Annotated in this window: 19 protein-coding genes and 2 pseudogenes; 6 read left to right on the top strand and 15 right to left on the bottom strand. The window is 35.9% G+C overall.

Features of this window, described 5'->3' with window-relative positions; all coding sequences use genetic code 11:
* Positions 1 to 311: 311 nt before the first annotated feature.
* Entirely contained in the window at positions 312 to 1106 is a 795-nt protein-coding gene (locus M3183_RS24825; protein ID WP_251474286.1) for a YVTN family beta-propeller repeat protein, read from the top strand.
* A 249-nt stretch (positions 1107 to 1355) separates the two neighbouring features.
* On the opposite strand, the gene M3183_RS24820 is transcribed toward M3183_RS24825, so the two are convergent.
* The 11 genes and pseudogenes from M3183_RS24820 to M3183_RS24770 form a co-directional block, all read right to left on the bottom strand.
* Positions 1356 to 1655 (bottom strand): hypothetical protein, encoded by a 300-nt coding sequence (locus M3183_RS24820; protein ID WP_251474283.1) that lies wholly within the window; start codon positions 1653 to 1655, stop codon positions 1356 to 1358.
* A gap of 432 nt (positions 1656 to 2087) precedes the next feature.
* Positions 2088 to 2823: pseudogene (locus M3183_RS24815) on the bottom strand (urease accessory protein UreH domain-containing protein).
* A gap of 78 nt (positions 2824 to 2901) precedes the next feature.
* Complete coding sequence (locus M3183_RS24810; protein WP_251474281.1) at positions 2902 to 3471, bottom strand: TVP38/TMEM64 family protein; 570 nt, start codon at positions 3469 to 3471, stop codon at positions 2902 to 2904.
* Between the two features lie 111 nt (positions 3472 to 3582).
* Positions 3583 to 3825 (bottom strand): hypothetical protein, encoded by a 243-nt coding sequence (locus M3183_RS24805; RefSeq protein WP_251474278.1) that lies wholly within the window; start codon positions 3823 to 3825, stop codon positions 3583 to 3585.
* Positions 3826 to 3833: 8 nt separating this feature from the next.
* Positions 3834 to 4508 (bottom strand): response regulator transcription factor, encoded by a 675-nt coding sequence (locus M3183_RS24800; RefSeq protein WP_251474276.1) that lies wholly within the window; start codon positions 4506 to 4508, stop codon positions 3834 to 3836.
* A gap of 25 nt (positions 4509 to 4533) precedes the next feature.
* Entirely contained in the window at positions 4534 to 5898 is a 1365-nt protein-coding gene (locus M3183_RS24795; protein ID WP_251474273.1) for a sensor histidine kinase, read from the bottom strand.
* A 184-nt stretch (positions 5899 to 6082) separates the two neighbouring features.
* A complete protein-coding gene (locus M3183_RS24790) occupies positions 6083 to 6457 on the bottom strand; it encodes a hypothetical protein (RefSeq protein ID WP_251474271.1) in 375 nt (124 codons plus the stop codon).
* Positions 6458 to 6478: 21 nt separating this feature from the next.
* Positions 6479 to 7954 (bottom strand): FTR1 family protein, encoded by a 1476-nt coding sequence (locus M3183_RS24785; RefSeq protein WP_251474269.1) that lies wholly within the window; start codon positions 7952 to 7954, stop codon positions 6479 to 6481.
* Positions 7955 to 8176: 222 nt separating this feature from the next.
* A complete protein-coding gene (locus M3183_RS24780) occupies positions 8177 to 8782 on the bottom strand; it encodes a YdhK family protein (protein WP_251474267.1) in 606 nt (201 codons plus the stop codon).
* Positions 8783 to 8917: 135 nt separating this feature from the next.
* Positions 8918 to 9463 carry an NADPH-dependent FMN reductase gene (locus M3183_RS24775; RefSeq protein ID WP_251474263.1) on the bottom strand — a complete coding sequence of 182 codons (546 nt, stop codon included), beginning with the start codon at positions 9461 to 9463 and terminating at the stop codon, positions 8918 to 8920.
* Positions 9464 to 9512: 49 nt separating this feature from the next.
* A pseudogene (locus tag M3183_RS24770) lies at positions 9513 to 9762 on the bottom strand (YuzB family protein).
* Positions 9763 to 10529: 767 nt separating this feature from the next.
* Here M3183_RS24770 and M3183_RS24765 point away from each other — a divergent pair.
* From M3183_RS24765 to M3183_RS24745, 5 genes are all read left to right on the top strand, one after another.
* On the top strand, positions 10530 to 11246 hold the full coding sequence (locus tag M3183_RS24765) for a cytochrome c biogenesis CcdA family protein (RefSeq protein WP_311315406.1): 717 nt from the start codon (positions 10530 to 10532) through the stop codon (positions 11244 to 11246).
* A gap of 15 nt (positions 11247 to 11261) precedes the next feature.
* Positions 11262 to 11960, top strand: a complete 699-nt coding sequence (locus M3183_RS24760; protein ID WP_251474261.1) for a response regulator transcription factor — start codon at positions 11262 to 11264, stop codon at positions 11958 to 11960.
* A complete protein-coding gene (locus M3183_RS24755) occupies positions 11947 to 13020 on the top strand; it encodes a sensor histidine kinase (RefSeq protein ID WP_251474259.1) in 1074 nt (357 codons plus the stop codon). Before M3183_RS24760 ends, M3183_RS24755 begins: the two co-directional genes overlap by 14 nt.
* 80 nt (positions 13021 to 13100) lie before the next feature.
* Complete coding sequence (locus M3183_RS24750) at positions 13101 to 13505, top strand: OsmC family protein (protein WP_251474256.1); 405 nt, start codon at positions 13101 to 13103, stop codon at positions 13503 to 13505.
* A 616-nt stretch (positions 13506 to 14121) separates the two neighbouring features.
* Complete coding sequence (locus M3183_RS24745) at positions 14122 to 14703, top strand: redoxin domain-containing protein (protein ID WP_251474254.1); 582 nt, start codon at positions 14122 to 14124, stop codon at positions 14701 to 14703.
* Between the two features lie 265 nt (positions 14704 to 14968).
* Here the strand turns inward: M3183_RS24745 and trxB are convergent, their stop codons facing one another.
* From trxB to M3183_RS24725, 4 genes are all read right to left on the bottom strand, one after another.
* Positions 14969 to 15916: a thioredoxin-disulfide reductase gene (gene trxB / locus M3183_RS24740; RefSeq protein WP_251474242.1), complete on the bottom strand. Its 948-nt coding sequence runs from the start codon at positions 15914 to 15916 to the stop codon at positions 14969 to 14971.
* 840 nt (positions 15917 to 16756) lie between these two features.
* Positions 16757 to 17053: a metal-sensing transcriptional repressor gene (locus M3183_RS24735; RefSeq protein ID WP_251474239.1), complete on the bottom strand. Its 297-nt coding sequence runs from the start codon at positions 17051 to 17053 to the stop codon at positions 16757 to 16759.
* Positions 17054 to 17443: 390 nt separating this feature from the next.
* Complete coding sequence (locus tag M3183_RS24730; RefSeq protein WP_251474231.1) at positions 17444 to 18745, bottom strand: MFS transporter; 1302 nt, start codon at positions 18743 to 18745, stop codon at positions 17444 to 17446.
* 264 nt (positions 18746 to 19009) lie between these two features.
* Positions 19010 to 19237 (bottom strand): sulfurtransferase TusA family protein, encoded by a 228-nt coding sequence (locus M3183_RS24725; protein ID WP_251474229.1) that lies wholly within the window; start codon positions 19235 to 19237, stop codon positions 19010 to 19012.
* Between the last annotated feature and the right edge of the window lie 133 nt (positions 19238 to 19370).

The following is a 19370-nucleotide window of genomic DNA, read 5'->3' as shown; positions in this document are numbered from 1 at the left end:
GTACCCATGTGATGGAATAGTTTCACATAATATAAAAATATTGTTAGAAAATCGTGTCGAAAAATATTTTTTTGACACCCCACCAACGGGTCAAACCGTTGATAAATCAACATTTATAGAGGGAGGTAAAAAAGTCAGAACAAACTTCACAAAACCAACAGGCTGATACATCTTCTTACTATTTCACAGCTAATGAAAATGGAATTTCAAAAATTGATGCAAAAACGAATAAATTTGTAAAAACAATCGATACTGAAGGTGCTGCTCATAATGTTCAAGTATCACCCGATAATAAAATTTTAGGGGCTGCAATGGTTCCAAATATGGGAGGACACGGTAAACATGATGACAGTTCTATGGATATGAAAATGAATGGTTATGCATTGTTTTATGACATTAAATCAAATAAATTAATACAAAAAGTTGAGGTTGGCGAACATCCTGCACATATTGTCTTTACGGAGAACAACAAATATGCACTTGTCACCAATAACGAAAGCAATAATGTTTCAGTAATTGATTTAACTTCTTACAAAGTTATTAGTACTATTCAAACTGGGAAAGGGCCGCACGGATTCCGCATTTCACATGATAGCAAATTTGCCTATATCGCAAATATGGGTGAGGATACAGTCAGCGTCATTGATTTAGACAATTTAAAAGAAATGAAAAAAATGACCGTAGGGAAAGCCCCAGTCACAACTGGTATCACATCAGACAATAAAACACTAGTAACTACATTAAATGGGGAAAATAGCCTGGCTATTGTGGATCTTACTTCTGACAAAGTTGAAAAAGTTAAAGTTGGCGCAGGACCCGCTCAAGTTTATATTCAACCCGATGACAAATATGCCATTGTTGCAAACCAGGGTACGTCTGAAAACCCTTCAGATACTGTGACAAAGGTTGATTTAAAAACGAAGAAGGCAGCTGCTACAATAAAAGTTGGAAATGGTCCTCATGGAGTAGTAACAAGCAAAGATCATAAATTTATTTATGTCACAAATATGTATGATAATACAGTCAGTGTTATAGATAATGAGAAAAATGAAGTAGTTGATACTATTGATGTCGGAGAAGTACCAAACGGAATTTCAATTCAATAACCTAAATATATAGCAAATCCCTTTACCATGGAAAACATTGAATGGTCATAATTATCACTATCAAATGGGAATTTTTGATAGTGATAATTATTTTTTTATTCTACATTCCCACTACATTTTTTGGGAAACGTTTTTTCTGTAAGACAGGGATAATGACAGGTATACTTTTTCACATAATTCTTCATATTATGATGATATAAAGTATCCTTTTTTAATAATGAAAAACAGTCCTTCAATCAGGCTGTTGTATTATTCTTCATGAATCCAAGTAACAGATTGTCCAGTTGAAGGACAGCATGGGAATATTTCTCCCTGCTGGAGCACTGCATGCTCTCCATCAGCATCTATATAATGACCTGATTCCATTACAGTTTCTCCTGTTCTGTGAGTATGGTTAGCATGAGTCCAAGTGGTTGCATTTCCAGCGGAAGGACACTCCGGAAATGTTTCCCCTTGATGAAGTTCCGCCTTTTCTCCAGCTGCACAAATATAAGTACCAGCTTCTGATACAATTTCACCTGTGTGGTGATGATCTTTCATATGGGACATAAAGATTCCTCCCTTTGTTTTTCCGATACATCTATAGTCTTTCATTGACTCTCTTAATTATTCTATTCATCATTTACCATTCGAGAGATACGTATTCTTCTTTAAAAAGTAAAAACAGCAATCTCTCTATGAAAAATCGCTATTTTGCCAGGTAGTTATATGGTGCCTTCAGGTTACAGGGACAACTAATGCACTTTATTCCATTTGTATAGCCCATATCTATTCCAAATGGATCATGTCATTTTTTGTTAATTTCCGAAGCTGTTAATCCTGATCGGTTTCTAATCGAATGAACCGTTAAAGCAGCTTCTGTTGTGCACATTCCCCCTATTCGAAGTCATGGACTTCCGTTTAAATATGCCTGAATCTTTTTACTATCATTAACTTCAAGAACAGCACCAAAAGGTAATCACGCCTGTTAAAAACCACCCATTAAAACGACCAATAGGTAAATGTATCAAAAATTCCTATAATCATCATAAAAATGCCGGCAATCCTTTGGACAATGGTCCCGAATTTTCTTCCTTTTTTCATTAAAACACCACCGCCGCCAAAATACCAAATGATAAAAATCACGATTAATAGCGGCAACGCTGTGCCGAGGGCGAATATGGACGGAAGAATAAATCCATATGAACTAGACAGTACAACCGGCATTAAAGTAACAAAAAACAGGATAAACATGGTCGGACAGAAAGCTAAAGAAAAACTAAAGACCCAGCATGAAGGATCCAAAACGGTTTCCTTGCTTGTATTCCTTAGACTGTTTAAACAATTTAATAGTCCCTTTCAATTTAATAAATCCGAGCATATAAATTCCGACAATAATTAAGACTGGTCCCATCATTTTACGAAGCCAAGGAAAACAAAAAGTCAGATTTTGTTCAATTCCTTTACCAAGCAGCCATACCATTGCACCCAAAAAGGAAAATGCAACAATTTTACCTATTGTAAAGCTAAAAACTTCCTTCCAGATAATTTTCTTTTGGATAGAACTATTTCCATACAGCTTGATTGCACTAATATTGCCTGTAAGCTGACATGGGGCAAGTGCTCCGACAAGACCTAAGATTAAGGTAAAAACAATTGGCCAAGATTCTAAACTATTTGCCATATTAAAAAATGGCTGACTTAAAAAAGTACTAATTTTACTAAGGATACTGTACATGCCATCACCCAAAATATATATTTTAATAGAAATAAATTTTCATAAGAAGTTGTAGAAAGTATGGAGGTGATAAATTTTTTACCTTTTATTTTTTTTAAAGAGTAAACAAAAAACAATAATTGATGATATTGTTAATATTATTTTCCCCTGAAAACTCCGACTCAGGATTTGCTGAATGGAATAGGCTTCAATTAAAAGTGCAGGTATTTTTCCCAGGGTGCTTGCCAATGAAAAATTCAAGATTCCCACTTTACTGCCTGCACTTACTAAAGTAACGAGGCCAGATGGGATAAACGGGAGTATCCGAAGCGCTATAATTAATAAAAAAGCTTCTCCCCCTTTAGTTTGATGTAATCGATCCAAATATTTATTGTTCATTGTAACCTTATTTTTTAGTTTATTTATACCTTTACGATATAAATAAAAGCTAACGATTGCTCCCAAAGCCTCTCCTAATATAGATAAAAACAGCCCATAACCAAAACCAAAGAAACTAATATTTGCAGCCGTAATAAAAACGCTTGGTAAAATCCCCAAAACGCTTATCAAGATATTTAGAATAATGCTTAGCAAAAAGACAAAATAACCACTGTTTTCAAACCACTCTAGAACTTGCCCCTCCAAATATAGCACCAAATTTCTTTCCAAATTTTTCATCTTTTCTTGAAAGTCAAAATATCTATTACAATGCCCCTCTTTTACAAGTAGGTCCCGGTTATATGCCGTCAGCTGGTCGAATAAGAAGCCTTTTCAAATTCTTTATTTCTTATCTTTGTTTCTATTCATGGCCCTCCAAATAATCATGATGACTGTTAAGAATAAGAAGCAAATAATCAGCATCTGTGAAAACCAAAAGAAAATGTGGTGCAGCATCATATTTTTTCCCATCATCATCCCCATTGAAGTTGGGGGAAACCACGTCATTTTGATGACAAATATCAAGGACGAAATTCCTAGAATAATAATTAGAATTAAAGATAGGGTGGACAATATTTTTTTCATTTTCTCACCTATTCCACTTTATATCCGATACCCCAAACTGTTTTAACGGGCTGTTCCTTGACCCCTGCCGCTTTTAATTTATCCCGGAGATTTTTAATGTGAGAATCAACCGTTCTGTCTTCCCCCGTAAACTCTATACCCCAAATTAACTCTACCAATTGCTCTCTTGATAAGACATTTCCCCTATTTTCCAAAAGAATCTTTAGTAAATCAAACTCTGTTTGTGTAAGACTAATTTTTTTATCATCGAAAAATACATTTCGAGCATTTAAGTCAACAGTTAACGCATTATATTTTAACAAGTTTTCTTTTTCTTCGTTTAGATGAGTTCTTCTTAGTAACGCATGGACCCTCGCCACCAGTTCCTCAGCATCAAATGGTTTAACTAAATAATCATCGGCGCCTTTTGATAATCCGGCCACTTTATCTTTAACAGTCCCTTTTGCCGTTAGCATAATTACCGGCAAATCTGACAATTTACGTACTTGTTCAAGTGTCTGCCAGCCGTCCATCAGCGGCATCATAACATCAAGAATCATTAACTGATACTCATGTTTGTCAATTTTCTTATAAGCTTCCTTTCCGTTCTCTGCTTCTTCCACAATAAAACCTTCCTGCTCTAAATAAAGGAGCAATAGCTGTCTCATTTCAAACTCATCATCGACTACCAATATTTTAATCATATCTTTTTCCTTCTCCAATCAGATTTTAAATTTTTATAGATATGGTAAAAGCGGATCCTGCATTTTCAATACTTTCAACCATTATTTCTCCTTCATGTGCTTCAATAATCTGTTTTACTACATATAGTCCCAGCCCGGTTCCCCCTGTTTTTCTGGCACGGGATTGTTCAACCCGGTAAAAACGATCAAATATTTTAGTCAAATCAGATTTTGGAATCCCGATTCCAGTATCTTTTACTTTTATTTTTACAAACCCTTTTTCAATATAAGAGGTAATTGAAATTTCCCCTTCCTGGGTGTATTTCAATGCATTTTCAATAAGATTATATAAAACTTGTTCCACTCTTTTAGGGTCAATAATGATTAACGGAATTTCTTGTAGGTTGGATGTGATTTTAATCCCCTTTTTCAACATTTCTGGCTGAAGATTGGTTATGACCTTATCGATAATCTGATTGATATTAGAATACTCACGCTCTAATAGAAATTCATTTGCCTGTAATTTACTCATTTCAAATAAATCATTCACTAAAACCGATAAACGCTTTGCTTCATTATTGATAATTTGTAAATATTGCTTCTGTTCTTGACTGCTTTTATACATTCCCTTCATTAATATATCGCTATATCCTTTAATATAGGTTAGAGGGGTGCGAAGCTCATGTGAAACTCCGGCAAGGAAATCATTCCTGCTGTCTTCAAAGTATTGAAGCTGTTCCCCCAGCGACTGAATCGATTTTCCCAGCTGGGCAATTTCATCATTACCTTTCATGGGGATTTTTTGTTGATACCGTCCAAGCGACATTTTATTTGTCGCATCTTTCATCATTAAGAGCGGCATTGTAAGTCTTTTAGATAAAATTCCAACAAATCCAAAGGCAAGTAAAACTACTCCCAAGCTCGCAATTAATATTAATAGGTTTAAAACAACCACGATTTCCCGTAATATATATGCTGGATAGTACATATATACAAAACCTTCATTTTTTCCAATAGGAGAAACGGAAATGATGTAATCATGGTGTTTCCAATCAGTTTCCACCAACAGACCTTTTTTGAGCACCTTTCCTTTAGGCAGTAAGTGATTTTTCATATCTTCATCCAGGGGAACCGAAGAACCGATTACACTTTGATTAGGATCAGTGATTAAAACCTTGGTTGTTGCTCCTTTTTCCATTCGGATTACATGGTCAATGGTTGATTCATTAAATTGTCCTTCCAGCACTTTTGCGTGATTATTCCCTCTTACAAGCAAATCCTGCTTGACATAATCACCGAAAATATTAATAAAAATTCCATATAATATAATACCTAATATGAGAAGCAATACCACAAAAATTCCGCTGAATAATAACCCCAACTTCGTTGATATGCTCTTTATTTTTTTCATTTAATTGCTCCTTGGTTTTCAAAAAATAGTACCATTTATTCCATCATATAATAATTTTATCGAGAAATTATGGAGAAATTTATTTTCAATGGAAACCAGCATTTCTAGTACTATTTGATCTTTAACAAGGTTTCAAACAATATTAAAACACCGACTCCTTAGAGGCCGGTGTTTTGATATTTAATTATTTAGTTTTATCTGCCAGCTCCTTTAAGGCATCAGTAAGTTGATCGTTCAATGTGCCTAATGCTTCTTTATCAAGAGTAGCTGCTTCTGAACCTGCAATGGTTGGGTCAAGATATTTTTCGACCTTTTCATAAAGTTCCTTGTTATCTTTTTTTACATCATCTTCAAAAGAGGACCATTGATCTTCAAGTTTAGGTCCTACTTCTTTTACCTTTGCTTGATCACCACTGTCGATTGCCTTGGATAATTGCTCGGTTGTATCTAGCATTTTATTTACACCATCTGCTGTTTTATTGTCATTAGAACTACATCCTGCTAAAAGTAAGGAACCTCCAAGACCAACTGCTAGTACGATTGACGTTAATTTTTTCATGATTGTTTCCTTCCTTCATTTTTAATGATTGTTAGCTGCGATAAGTTTTTTTCTTTTTATGTTCTTGAACAAAAGAATTAAAATGGCAGCAAAAACTAGTACAAATTGGGGAATTGCGCTTTCCCAAGAAGAATAAAGAGCAAAGAATTCCATGCTTGGAATAGGAGCGTTGGTCGTTGGAATTAATCCAGCTAATTGCAAACTATGAATCCCCATTCCTGTAAACTTAATGCAAAGATAAAAAACGATTATACTTGAAACCATAAAGAATGGCCTTAGCGGTAATTTTAGTCCTACAAAAACCATTAAATAAGCCAGAACTCCAAGGATTGCCGCACCAATGAGAAATCCAAATAATAAGGACTGGAGTTTGATTTGACTTGCCATTCCAATATAGAATAGGACTGTTTCAGTTCCCTCGCGAAATACCGCAAGAAAAGCAAGAACTCCTAAGGATAATAGCTTACCGGTTGTTAAAGCTGCTTGACTTTTCTCCCGAATATACCGATTCCAATCCGCGATATTAGATTGACTGTGAAGCCAATAACTCATATACAATAACATGACTGCTGCAAAAACCCCTGTCCATCCACCAATAAGTGCATTATTATTACCAAATGCCCCTGAGGAAATGACAAATTTAACGATTACCGCAAGGATTATACTAACACCAAGACCTGAAAGGACACCTGCCCAAATCCAGCCTTTACCTCTTGATTCTGATGATTTTTTTACAAAGGACATTAGGGCTATAACCACAAGTAATGCTTCCAAACCTTCTCTAATGAGGATCATTGCCGCATCCCAATAAGTATATTGAGATTTCCCAGCTAAAGGAGTTAAATATGTGATCATGTTGTCAATTGTTTTATTAGCTTTTGTATAATTTGGAGGATTCGCCGATAGCATTGCTTGAATGGCAACTAAATCTCTTTCAGAATCACTATAAACAGAAGCCGACTGTGCGACAACTGCACCTTCAACGCTAAGCCAGCTATCGCTGGCGTTTCTAATGCCTTCCAGTGCTTCGGATTGATTTTTTTCTGTTATTTCATTTTTGGTCTGTTGTAGAATGAGGATAAAATCATCTAGCGAGATGTCTTCCTTTTTAAATCCAGATTCCTTTGGATACCCGCCACTAGCAAATTTCTCATTTGCTGCCTTCAAACTTTGCAATGCTTGTAAAACCTGATCTTGTTTTTTTATTGTGAAAGCATAAACAACTTTCCCCATACTCGATTCGATATCTCGATAAGCAGCTGCAGAATCAGATTTTACGCCTTCCTCAATCTCTCTCCAGGTTTTATTAAATTGATCATAAGCTTTTTCTGCTTCAGAAAGATTTCCTTTCGAAGCTAAAACGATTGCTTGATCAACCGCTGCTTCCGCCTTTTTAATATCTTCAGTTGAATCACCTGCTGCCATCGCAGAGTTATGTAAGCTAAAACCTAGTATAAGCAGAAGGATTGTTATTTTTAGTAAAAGATTTTTCCTCATTATAATCACCCTAGTTAAAAATATCCAATTGATAACGAATTTCAATATCATTTATATATTTCATTGTATTTTCATTGAAAATGATTGTCAATTGTATTTTTAAATAACAAACTACTTTTTTGTGAACATCTCAGCTTATTTTTTCAAAGACTCTAAACAAAAAGAGGATATCCTTAAAGTTTTGGATACCCTCTTTATAATTTCACTATTTTCATGTAAATATTATTTCACAGGTAAAAGTTCACTTTCTGTTACCCACTTATGATTTGTTATCTTCTTACCCGTTTTTGTATCAGTGTAATCAACCATATAAACGGTTGTTTGCTCAGCCGTATCAATGGTTGCTTTAGCACCTTTCATCCCTTTCATATGGTCTGCATTTAAAACAACCTCATCACCTTGTTTAAACGTTTGGTCTCCTGCATTTTTAATTTCTTCATGAATTACCCATTTATGATTTTTAACCGGGTTCCCGCCGGTTGTTGGCGTATATGTAACTGAATACACAGTAGTATCAAAAGCTCCTGATACGACAGCCTCAGCCCCATTCATTCCTTCCATATGATTAGCATGTATAACCACTTTAGTACCAACAGGATAAGCTGGGTTTTCTGCTTTTGCTGCCCCTTCTGGAACCTCGCCTGAACCTGAATGATGATCCATTCCTTCCATAGAATCAGATTGATCATTTTTACTTATATTTTCATGTGTGTTAGATTTTGTATCCGCATTATCATTTAGAGATGTCTTATTATTTCCTCCACAAGCAGCTAAAAAGAATACCAGCATCAATGATGTTATTCCTAAAAAAGCCTTTTTATTTTTCACTATTCCCATCCTTTCAAACGTATTTATTGTCTGAAATAGATTATCAATAATTTGTGGAGATTCTATGCAGATTTAATAGGACTTTTTTATTAATTTCATAAGTTTTGTAAGGATTAGTGTTTCAATTTCTTCCATTTATAGATTAAAATCAGTTATACTCCTCTGAAGCAAAATCATTTCTTTGGCCAATTTCTTTATCCTTCTAGAAACATCTGAATCGATAACTTCATTATCCTCATTAAAATGATCATTATGAACAAATACATTACCGACCGGTACCACTCCTTTAAGAAATGTAAGGATTGGTTTTAAATGATATTCTGTAACAAGGTAATGCTTTTCAGATCCTCCCGTGGTGATCATGCCTGTTACCTTAGATTTAAACGCATCGGTCGGCATATGATCCAATAGATTTTTCAAAGCACCAGATATTGATGCTTGATAGATAGGTGTTCCAAATACTAGGAAGTCAGCAGATAAAATCTTATTTACCACATTCCATGTATCACTATTGTAATAAGATAAAGGGGTGCCCCTTACGAATTCTACATCATAATCCTTTAAATCGACTAATTCTGTTTCAAGGCCTGGATCGTAAGCCTTCGCTGCAAATAGTACTTCATAAACCGCTTTAGATGTCTTGGAACCGACTAAAGAACCTGAAACTCCTATAAGCTTCATGGGTATTCCTCCTATTTAGGTACTGATTTTTGAATGAGGAGCATTATTTCTAACTCATGAAAACGGCCAGCTCTGACTCTATATGTTCCTTTATTAATTTCACACATTCATCAACAGTTTTAGCAAAAATCCGTTTTCCATTCACAAAGCGCATATGGTCTTCGAGAACACATTCCACAAAAGGATAGACAGTCATTTTCAATAACAGCCACTTCCGGATATTCTGTCTCAAAAAGTTTTTCCATGTCAATTGCTGTAATTAAACTCCCTTGACATATTTCTACTATTACAATTTCCATAACTGCCTGCCCCCCCAACCTAATAATTATGAAAACTTACCCGTGGAATTCCTTCACGGCCCAAAAGAGTTACATGGGGAAGAAATTATTGAATATCTCCTACAAAAAAGAAGTGAAAGGCAAAAATGAAATTATCTTCCCAAAATACAAAATAAGAGTTTTGATGAAAAGGTTAAAGAGCTTAATACTATTCAAAACACGAAAGGTTATATGATAGAACTAAAAAAATAGATGACCAGACATTTGAAATCGTAGAGTTTAACTGTCCTATTATCTCTGTCGCTAAAGAATATAAAAAAGCTTGTACTGGTGAAACTCAAATGTTTAAAGATCTCTTAGGTACGGAAAATGTAAAAAGGGTTACTTGCAAAACTGAAAACGGAGATCATTGCAGATTCATAATAAGAGACATTCTGATACACCAATCTAATAAAACTTAAATAATGCTGTCCTTGAGGCAGCTTATTTTTTCCTTTTTTTCGGCACCAGCACAGAATAAACATAAATTGACAACTTCAATTTTTATTTGAACTCTTTTCCTTCAGCAAGCTTTTTAGTTTTTCAAACCGGTTTCCCGCATATCCCCATACTGTCACATGGATCCCTCTCTTTTAGTAAACCCCATTCTATCCTTCACATTCAGCAATAAATGAAGATCACCTGTCAATTGAAGATTTTTCTAAATGTCCGCCAGAAAATATTTTTGATTTTATTCTTAATTAAACCTTAACAATGTCAAACCATAATGAAAGGAAAAGGAGTGATTGATGATGCAGGATATCGGTATATTTTTCGCTTTAGCGGGCGGTCTATTATCTTTTTTTTCTCCATGTGTTTTCCCCTTATTGCCAGCTTATATAACCCATTTAACAGGGGGGAAAATTGAAAACTCTATGATTCATGTGAATCGAAAAAAGCTTTATATGCGGTCAATTGGATTCATTGTAGGTTTTAGTATTATTTTCATTGCTCTTGGTGCATCGGCAAGCTTCATTGGAAAAATTCTAATGAATTATCGATTGGTCATTATGCAGGCTGCAGGTATTTTGATCATTATTTTTGGATTACAGATGGCAGGACTGCTAAAATTTAAATTATTAATGAAGGAAAAAAAAATTCAATCCAAACATCATTCAAAAAGTATGTTCGGTTCTGTTTTACTTGGAATGGCTTTTGCAAGTGGATGGTCCCCTTGCGTTGGTCTGGCCCTATCCTCAATATTATTATTAGCAAGTTCTTCAGACACTTTGTCACAAGGGATTTTCCTTTTAGGTGCCTATTCTCTCGGAATGGCCATTCCATTTTTTGTGATTACAATAGTGGTTTCTTATTCTTTAAAAACGATGAAGAAAATCAACAAACATTTATCAAAACTATCTTTTGTAAATGGAATAATCATGGTTATGCTTGGCTTTCTTGTACTAAGCGGGCAAATGCAAAAGATAAGTGCCTGGCTGTCGTCATTTACATTATTTCTGTTCTAGAAAGGGAGAAGAAAATTGACTCCAAAGAGCCTTATTGGAAAAACAGTACTAGTCGTAGAAGATGACCCGAAAATTCGTCAGCTTCTAAAAATCTATTTAACTCAAGAAGGGTATGAAGTTAGTGAAGCTATCAATGGTTTGGATGCAAAACAAAAAATTGAAAATCTTGACCCATGCATTTTAATTCTTGATCTTATGCTCCCTGAAATTAGCGGGGAGGAAATCTGCAGATGGATTCGAGAGGATATAAAAAGCATGATGCCTATTATTATGCTTACAGCAAAAGCTTCTGAAAAAAATCGGATTCAAGGATTTAAATTAGGAGCAGACGATTATGTAGTTAAACCCTTCAGCCCTGGTGAATTAATGGTACGAATCGAAGCAGTTTTAAGAAGAACCGCCAGCCGCTGCGGCAAGTTGAGCTTTACTGGGTTCACGATTAAGCCGGCAAAAGGAGAAGCCTGGATTAATGGAGAGCAGCTTGAACTAACTCATTTTGAATTTAAGCTTCTTCACACATTCATGCAGCATCCAGAACAAGTCTTATCAAGAGAACAAATCCTTACCTTTATCTATGAAAAAAATGAAAGGTCAGTATCAGAAAGAACCATTGATGTCCATATTAAGAATTTGCGGGAAAAAATAAAAGAAATGACACCTAAAGATTATATTCAAACTGTTAGAGGGATGGGATATAAATTTGTGGGCCAATAGAAAATTTTCCAACCTATTAACCAAGCTTGTTGCCCTAAATAGTATAGTCATCTTACTTGTCATTCTTCTTGCAGGCCTTTCGGTTAAGGATTATGCCTGTTATTTAGTCAATTCTGAAAAAATAGTGGGACAAGATCTTTTACATATCCTGAATGGATTTCTGTGGAAAGTTGGAATTATCGCATTTATAGTTGCTGGTCTGTTTCACTACATCTCAGTAAAAAGAATTGTTGAACCTCTGAAACACTTATCAAGTGCAGCAAAAGAAATAAAGGAAGGAAAGACGCCTTCCAGAGTAACGCCAAGCTCATCGGGTGAATTAAAGGAACTGATTGAAAACTTTAATGCCATGTCGGAAACGATTTATACCGTTCAGGAACAACGGGAAGAAATGCTCCGAGATATAGCCCACGAACTACGAACCCCTTTGACAAATATAAACGGGTACTTGGAAGCACTTCAAAATAGAGTGATTGATGGAAATCCAGAGTTGTTCGGTTCATTGCTTGAAGAGTCTCGCAGAATCACTAGAATTGTTGAACTTATTACGGAATTAAATTCTTGGAATAAAGGGAACTACTTTTTAGAGAAGCAGTTTAGTCTAATAGCCATAAACAAGGTGTTGACTGAAACCTTAACTTCCTTCCATCTAAAGCTTCATGACCGTTTTAAAGCAATCAACATTCATATTGAACCAGAAAAAATAATGGGAAATCAAGACGGCCTTATTCAGGTTTTTACAAATGTCCTTCAAAATATTCTCGATTACAATACGGGCAGCATATTAACTATTAACGCGATAAAAAAATATAAACATTATATAATTACCTTCACACATACTGGTCAATTTATTCATCCCGATAAAAAAGAACGAATCTTTGAACGCTTTTATCGCTTTGAAGAATCGAGAAGTACAAAATCTGAAGGTGCAGGTCTTGGTCTCACCATTTCAAAAAGCATTATAGACGCCCATGGTGGAAAAATTGGAATTAATACAGATGGTTTACACCATATCTTTTGGATTAAACTCCCTATCATGGAGAACGAAACGATTGGTTAATCGGTATTTTACTTATAGTTCGATTCTTAATCATTTCTTAACAAATTCAGATGATAATCTTATGGAAAGGAGTTTTTAATGTGAAATTTATAATTGATACTGAAAAAATTAACGGTGAATTAGGTTATGGGGAACTATTTGTTTCCCCAAATGAAAAATACGGTTATAGGCCATTTGAATTATTTGTTTCATCCTTAGCAGGGTGCAGCGGAACTTTGCTGCGTAATATTTTAACCAAAAAGCGTCTGTCCTTTCAAAAGATTGAAATGGAGGCAGATTCTGTTCGAAACCCTGAGCACGCCAATCGAATTGAGAAACTTACTTTCACTGCCAATGTACAATCTGATGAACCTGTTAGTCCGCAGCAAGCAGAGAAGATTGCTAATTTAGTTGTGAATAATTGTGGAATGATCCAGTCTGTCATTCACTCTATTGAGATTAATTTCATAATAAAATTTGGTTCTCCAATAAGTGAACAAAAATGACTTATTTTCAAATCGGCAGCTTAGCCTTCCCTGCTGTATGGCTTGCTGTCCTTTCTGCCCTTTTTATCGCCTCTCTCATTTATAGGTTTCTAACTAGTCATAAAGTTGGAGATTGGTATTGGAATGGCTTTTTTCTCTATTTTCTTACTTGGAAACTTAGCTACATACTCCTTAATTTAAACATGTTTGTCAAAATGCCCCTTTCATTCATTTATTTCAATGGGGGAACCAAAGGGCATTTTCTAGCATTAACCCTGTTATCTTTATATTTATTGTTTTATATTGGTAAAAAAAACCCTGGTATTTATAACGCATTGTCACACATCTTTCTACTTTTTTTTATTTCATATGAAGTCATTATTCTTCTCTTAGAAAGCAATTGGTTTGCTGCTTTCACTCAATTTATAGTCTTGGCAAGTTACTTGTTTTTGGTTAATTACCTAAAAAAAGGAGATAAGTTAATACCGTCAACACTTATGATTGTGTGGATCCTCATGGAGCTTTTGGTTCTTAGTATATTCAATACCATGTTTTCTCTAGAGACATTAACTTTTATATGGATTGGTCTGACAATCCTGGTTCTGTTTAAAAAAGTGGATACGGAGGTACATAACACTTGAATAAAAAATTTCCCTTCATCGCCATAATAGTATTAGCCGGCGCAATCATATTCGTAAATTTATGGAAACCCTCCATAACAGAGGGTGACAAAAAAACGGTAGAAAAAGATATTTCTGCAGATGAGGATGTTCCAGGTGTTGATCTCACACAAGTGCAGGAAGGAAACTCAGCACCAGACTTTGAATTAACTACTTTAGAAGGAGATAAGATAAAACTTTCCGACTATAAAGGAAAAAAAGTAATCTTAAATTTTTGGGCTACTTGGTGCCCGCCATGTAAGGCTGAGATGCCCCATATGCAAAACTTTTATGAAAAAAACCAAGATAATGGGGTTGCAATAGTCGCTGTCAACCTTACCAATTTGGATAAGGGAAATAAAGAGATTGAGAACTTTGTAAAAAGTTATGGTCTAACCTTCGATATTCTTCTTGATAAGGTAGGAACAATCGGTGCGCAGTACCAAGCCTTTAGTATTCCAACAAGCTATATCATTGATTCGAAAGGTGTCATTTCGAAAAAAATAATTGGTCCAATGGATGAAGAAATGATGAAGAGCTTAATTAATAATATAAATTAATTTCACTTAGATTATTTTTAAAACCTGATGTTCCACAAACACAAAAAATAGCACCTAACATTACGATAGGTGCCACCTTTTGTGTTTGTGGTTTCTTATTTTCCTCGCTTAATCCTTTGTATAATCTTCGGATATGATTCCGCAAAACTGATTCCCTCATGAATCAGCTATCTTTAGCTTATTAGTTTTGTTTTTTCAGAGGAGATGAGAAAGGCTCGTTTTCCTGTTTTTTAATATAGTGTAAGTGAAAAAAGTCAATCCCGTTTTAATGTTTTAACAATTTTTCCTTTAATTCCTCAACATAATGTTGTGCTGCTTGAGCTGCAATACTGCCATCTCCGGTAGCTGTTACAATTTGCCGTAACGTTTTCTCACGGATATCTCCTGCAGCAAAAATCCCCTGTACCCTTGTTTCCATTTGATCATTTGTTTCGACATAGCCACTCTCATTTGTAATACCAAGACCTTCAAACGGCTTAGATAGCGGTAACATTCCAACATAAATAAATACACCATCTGCTCTAAATTCCTGTTCAGTTCCATCTATAGCTGAAACTAGCGTTAGACTACCGACCTTGCCATCCTTCTCATGAATTTCTTTAACCGTATGATTCCAGATAAATTCAACTTTTTCATTGGCGAAAGCACGATCTTGAAGGATTTTTTGCGCACGAAGCTGGTCACGGCGGTGAACAATGGTAACTTTTGAGGCGAATCTTGTTAAATAAACGCCTTCTTCAACAGCAGAGTCCCCACCACCTACAACCACTAATTCTTTACCCTTAAAAAAGGCACCGTCACAGACAGCACAATAAGATACACCACGCCCGCCAAGCTCTTTTTCTCCTGGCACGCCCAGTTTCTTATATTCAGCACCGGTGGCAATGATAATAGAATAAGCTTTATATTCTTTTGCACCGGCAGCTACGGTTTTAGTATCGCCATTATCAATAATTTCCTTTATATCTCCATAAGCATATTCTGCGCCAAACTTTTTGGCATGTTCAAACATTTTTGAAGATAAATCTGGACCCAATATCGTTTCAAAACCAGGATAATTTTCAACTTCTTCAGTGTTAGCCATTTGACCACCAGGAATCCCACGTTCAATCATTAATGTAGACAAATTAGCGCGTGAAGTATATACAGCTGCTGTCATTCCTGCAGGACCGGCACCAATAATAATCACATCGTAAATATTTTCTTTGGTCATGCGGTTTCCTCCTTCAAAAATCCTGTTGGCGAAAATGTTACTACAATATTCTAACTAAAAAATCCAGCTTATAGCTTTATAAATCAGGTAAATAGCTCCTCCCAGGAGCCATACTAATGTTCCAGGTCATATTGGAATTGGCTTCTTAACCTTTTTTCCTTCCCCAGAAACATTAGGCCGGCTGATTCCTCAAGAACCAGTGGCAGCACAATCAGCAGTTTTTTTTGTTTCTTCTGGCATTGTAAGTCCTCCTTAAAAGATTATTTGGAAAATATTTAGGGGAGATAACTGAATTGGATTCAATGCATACAATAGGTCGATCCAGATAATCTAATCCTTTCTCCCTGTTCTAATCAGAAATTAGCCTCGTTACTTCATGTTCTTCCCCGCTTTTTTGATATAAAAACACGTAATAAAAGCCACTTTATATAGGATATACAGTAAATTGTCCGCCACCAAACAAATTCTTAGTGTAATCAATCATGACATTTTCAAAATATACCTGGTCTCTCTCATTAACCAAAAACTGTATTCCACTGTGTTCTGTCATTTCATCATTTTCTAATGCTGACTCCTCCAGAGCCAGGCGGAGCTGTGGTCCTCCTCAGCCAATGCCCATCGATAAACGGATTTGCGGCTTAATGCCTTCATTAAGCAGATCTTGAACTTCTTTTGTAATGATTGATAATGCAGCCTGCGAAATTTGAATCATGTTTTTTCCTCCCTCTTATAAAACTTCTAAACACATATACCCATATAGGTATTATTAAAACTAAAAAAATATCTCTCTTCAAGATTAAGCTTATCATTCTAAAATATAGTTACCCCTATAGGTATATATTAATGTAAATGAATGAAGTTGTCAATTCTTTTTCTATCGTACTTTAATAGCACATTTATCGCCTCTTTTACCCATTCTTCCGTACTTTTTTCACCTTGGTCACTCTTACTTTGGATACACTCCGATAAATTTGTTCTTACTACTACACCAATAGTCCGGTCAATGGCGATACTTGCTGCAAATAATTGGGTTATCACTTGTGTGCAGTCCTTATTTTCTTCCATCATTTTTAAAATCCCTCTTACCTGTCCATCCATTCGTTTGACTCTATTTTTGATTTGACCATTTTCATCCATTTTTTTACCTTCTTCATGGTAGTTTTTTAATCTATCAACCTTATTTCTTGGTGTTTTTATTCACTGGCGGGAGTCCCAATGATTCCAACTAAAGATTCAGCATGCGGCTTTTTATTTCCCCCCATAATAAAATTATCGCTAATGATGGTACATATTTATCCTTTGTAAATCCTCCTCCGTTAATGATTTTTTAATTACACTTTTATTATAATGAAGTACCTATCCGAGTATAAAGGGGAGTTTTTTTGAATAAATTATGTGCACTTTTCTACGAATCATATATTTCAGAACGAATAATTTGACATGTTTGTTTCTATATAGAGTTACAGAAAAATAAAAAAGCACACAGGATCTTATATAAAATCTTGTGTGCTAATTGAATCATTCATCTTATTTTGTTGTCCTCCCTGACCAGAATAAAACTGGAATCAGAATGAGTGAAAGAAGACCTCCTGCAACTGAGAGTGTTGCATAACTTGAATGAGCAGCCACTATGCCAGATAGTACTCCTCCCGATGCACCCGATAAAGCAACCATTACGTCAACAGCTCCCTGCGTTTTTGCACGATTGGACAGATTGGTAGCATCCACTAAAAGTGCCGTACCGCTAATCAAGCCAAAGTTCCAGCCAAGTCCTAATAAAATTAAAGCAATGGTTAGTATCAGCATGGAATCCACTGGTGCTATAGCTGCCAAAACACCGGCTGCAAGTAGAGTGAAACCTGAAGCGATTGCCATTGAAATGCGTCCAATCTTATCCACAAGGATACCGGTTAAAAGTGATGGAAGGTACATGGCACCAATGTGGAACCCAATAATCATGCCAACTTCACTTAATCCATGACCATGCTTCCCCATATGAACTGGCGTCATGGTCATAATGGCAACCATCACCAATTGAGTGAGCACCATTACAGTCGCAGCAGCAGCAACTCCCCGCTTGTTTAAAGAAAGTGCATTTGAAGCTTTATTTGAAAAATTATTTTTAGTTTTTCTCTCCGCCTCTGCAATAGCTTTGGCAATGATAAGCGGGTCTGGGCGCAGGAAGACTAAAAGAACCACTCCGGCAAGAATGTACGTTGCAGCAGCTAAAATGAAAGGACCGGAGAGTGCAGGAAAACCTATTTTTTCAGCAAATCGTCCCATTATTTCAACCAGGTTAGGGCCCGCAACCGCACCAAATGTGGTTGATACCATAGCGATACTAATAGCAGTGGCTCGCTGTCTTGCATTTGCCAAATCGGTACCTGCATAGCGTGCTTGTAAGTTTGTAGCAGTTCCAGCGCCATATATGAGTAAGGAAACAAAAAGCAATAAGATACTATTCGTAACTGCTGCAATGACTACTCCAATCGCTCCAATTCCACCAGTAAGGAAACCTGCAGCCAGCCCTGTCCTGCGGCTAAAACGTTGGGAAAGCCGTCCCACAAATAGTGCTGCGCCAGCCGATCCCAGAGTGAATAAGGCCGTCGGTACTCCTGAAAAACTATCCGTTCCAAGCATTTGCTGAGCTAGAAGTGCTCCGACAGTTATCCCTGCTGCAAGCCCTGCACCTCCAAATATTTGTGAAAGGACCACGATGAATAACGTCCGTTTATATAAACTTTGTTGCTTTTCAGCCGAATCAATATAATTTTGTATCCATTCCGGGTGCTTAGCTAATACAGATGATTCATTAGATTTAGGCAACATAAATCTAACCACCTACTCCCATTGTCTAATTTATCTTATAGTACCAATACAGGGTATAAAAAAAAATCCCTTTTTGGTGGTAAACGAGTATAGTTTTGAGGGCCTTAAAGCTCTTTTTAATTTTAAGGCCGCAAAGTATTTGATCTTGAGGCTCCTAAAGCAGCATATTCGACGATAACAACTAGGCTGGAGCAGGACCATTTTAATCTAACATTTTTAATTACGTTTAAAAAAAGGAACCAAATACGGTTCCCCTTATAGATTTCAACCCTTTTTAATCCAAAACTTTAGCACGCCATTATCTTCTTCATGCTTAATCAACTCATGGCCGCCAGATTTTGCCCAGGCGGCAAGGTCATTCTTTGCCCCTTTATCCGTAGCATGAATTTCTAACACTTGATCACTATTTAGTTCGTTAATTGCCTTTTTCGTTTTTACAATCGGCATTGGGCAGGCTAACCCTTTAGCATCCAATAATTTATCAGCATTCATTTTTTATTCCTCCCTCTATAAATGTTGATTTATCAACGGTTTGACCCGTTGGTGGGGTGTCAAAAAAATATTTTTCGACACGATTTTCTAACAATATTTTTATATTATGTGAAACTATTCCATCACATGGGTA

The sequence above is a fragment of the Neobacillus mesonae genome, from assembly GCF_023715155.1.
GTDB classification, from domain to species: Bacteria; Bacillota; Bacilli; order Bacillales; family Cytobacillaceae; genus Neobacillus; species Neobacillus mesonae_A.
This window is presented reverse-complemented; position numbering and strand designations above follow the sequence as displayed.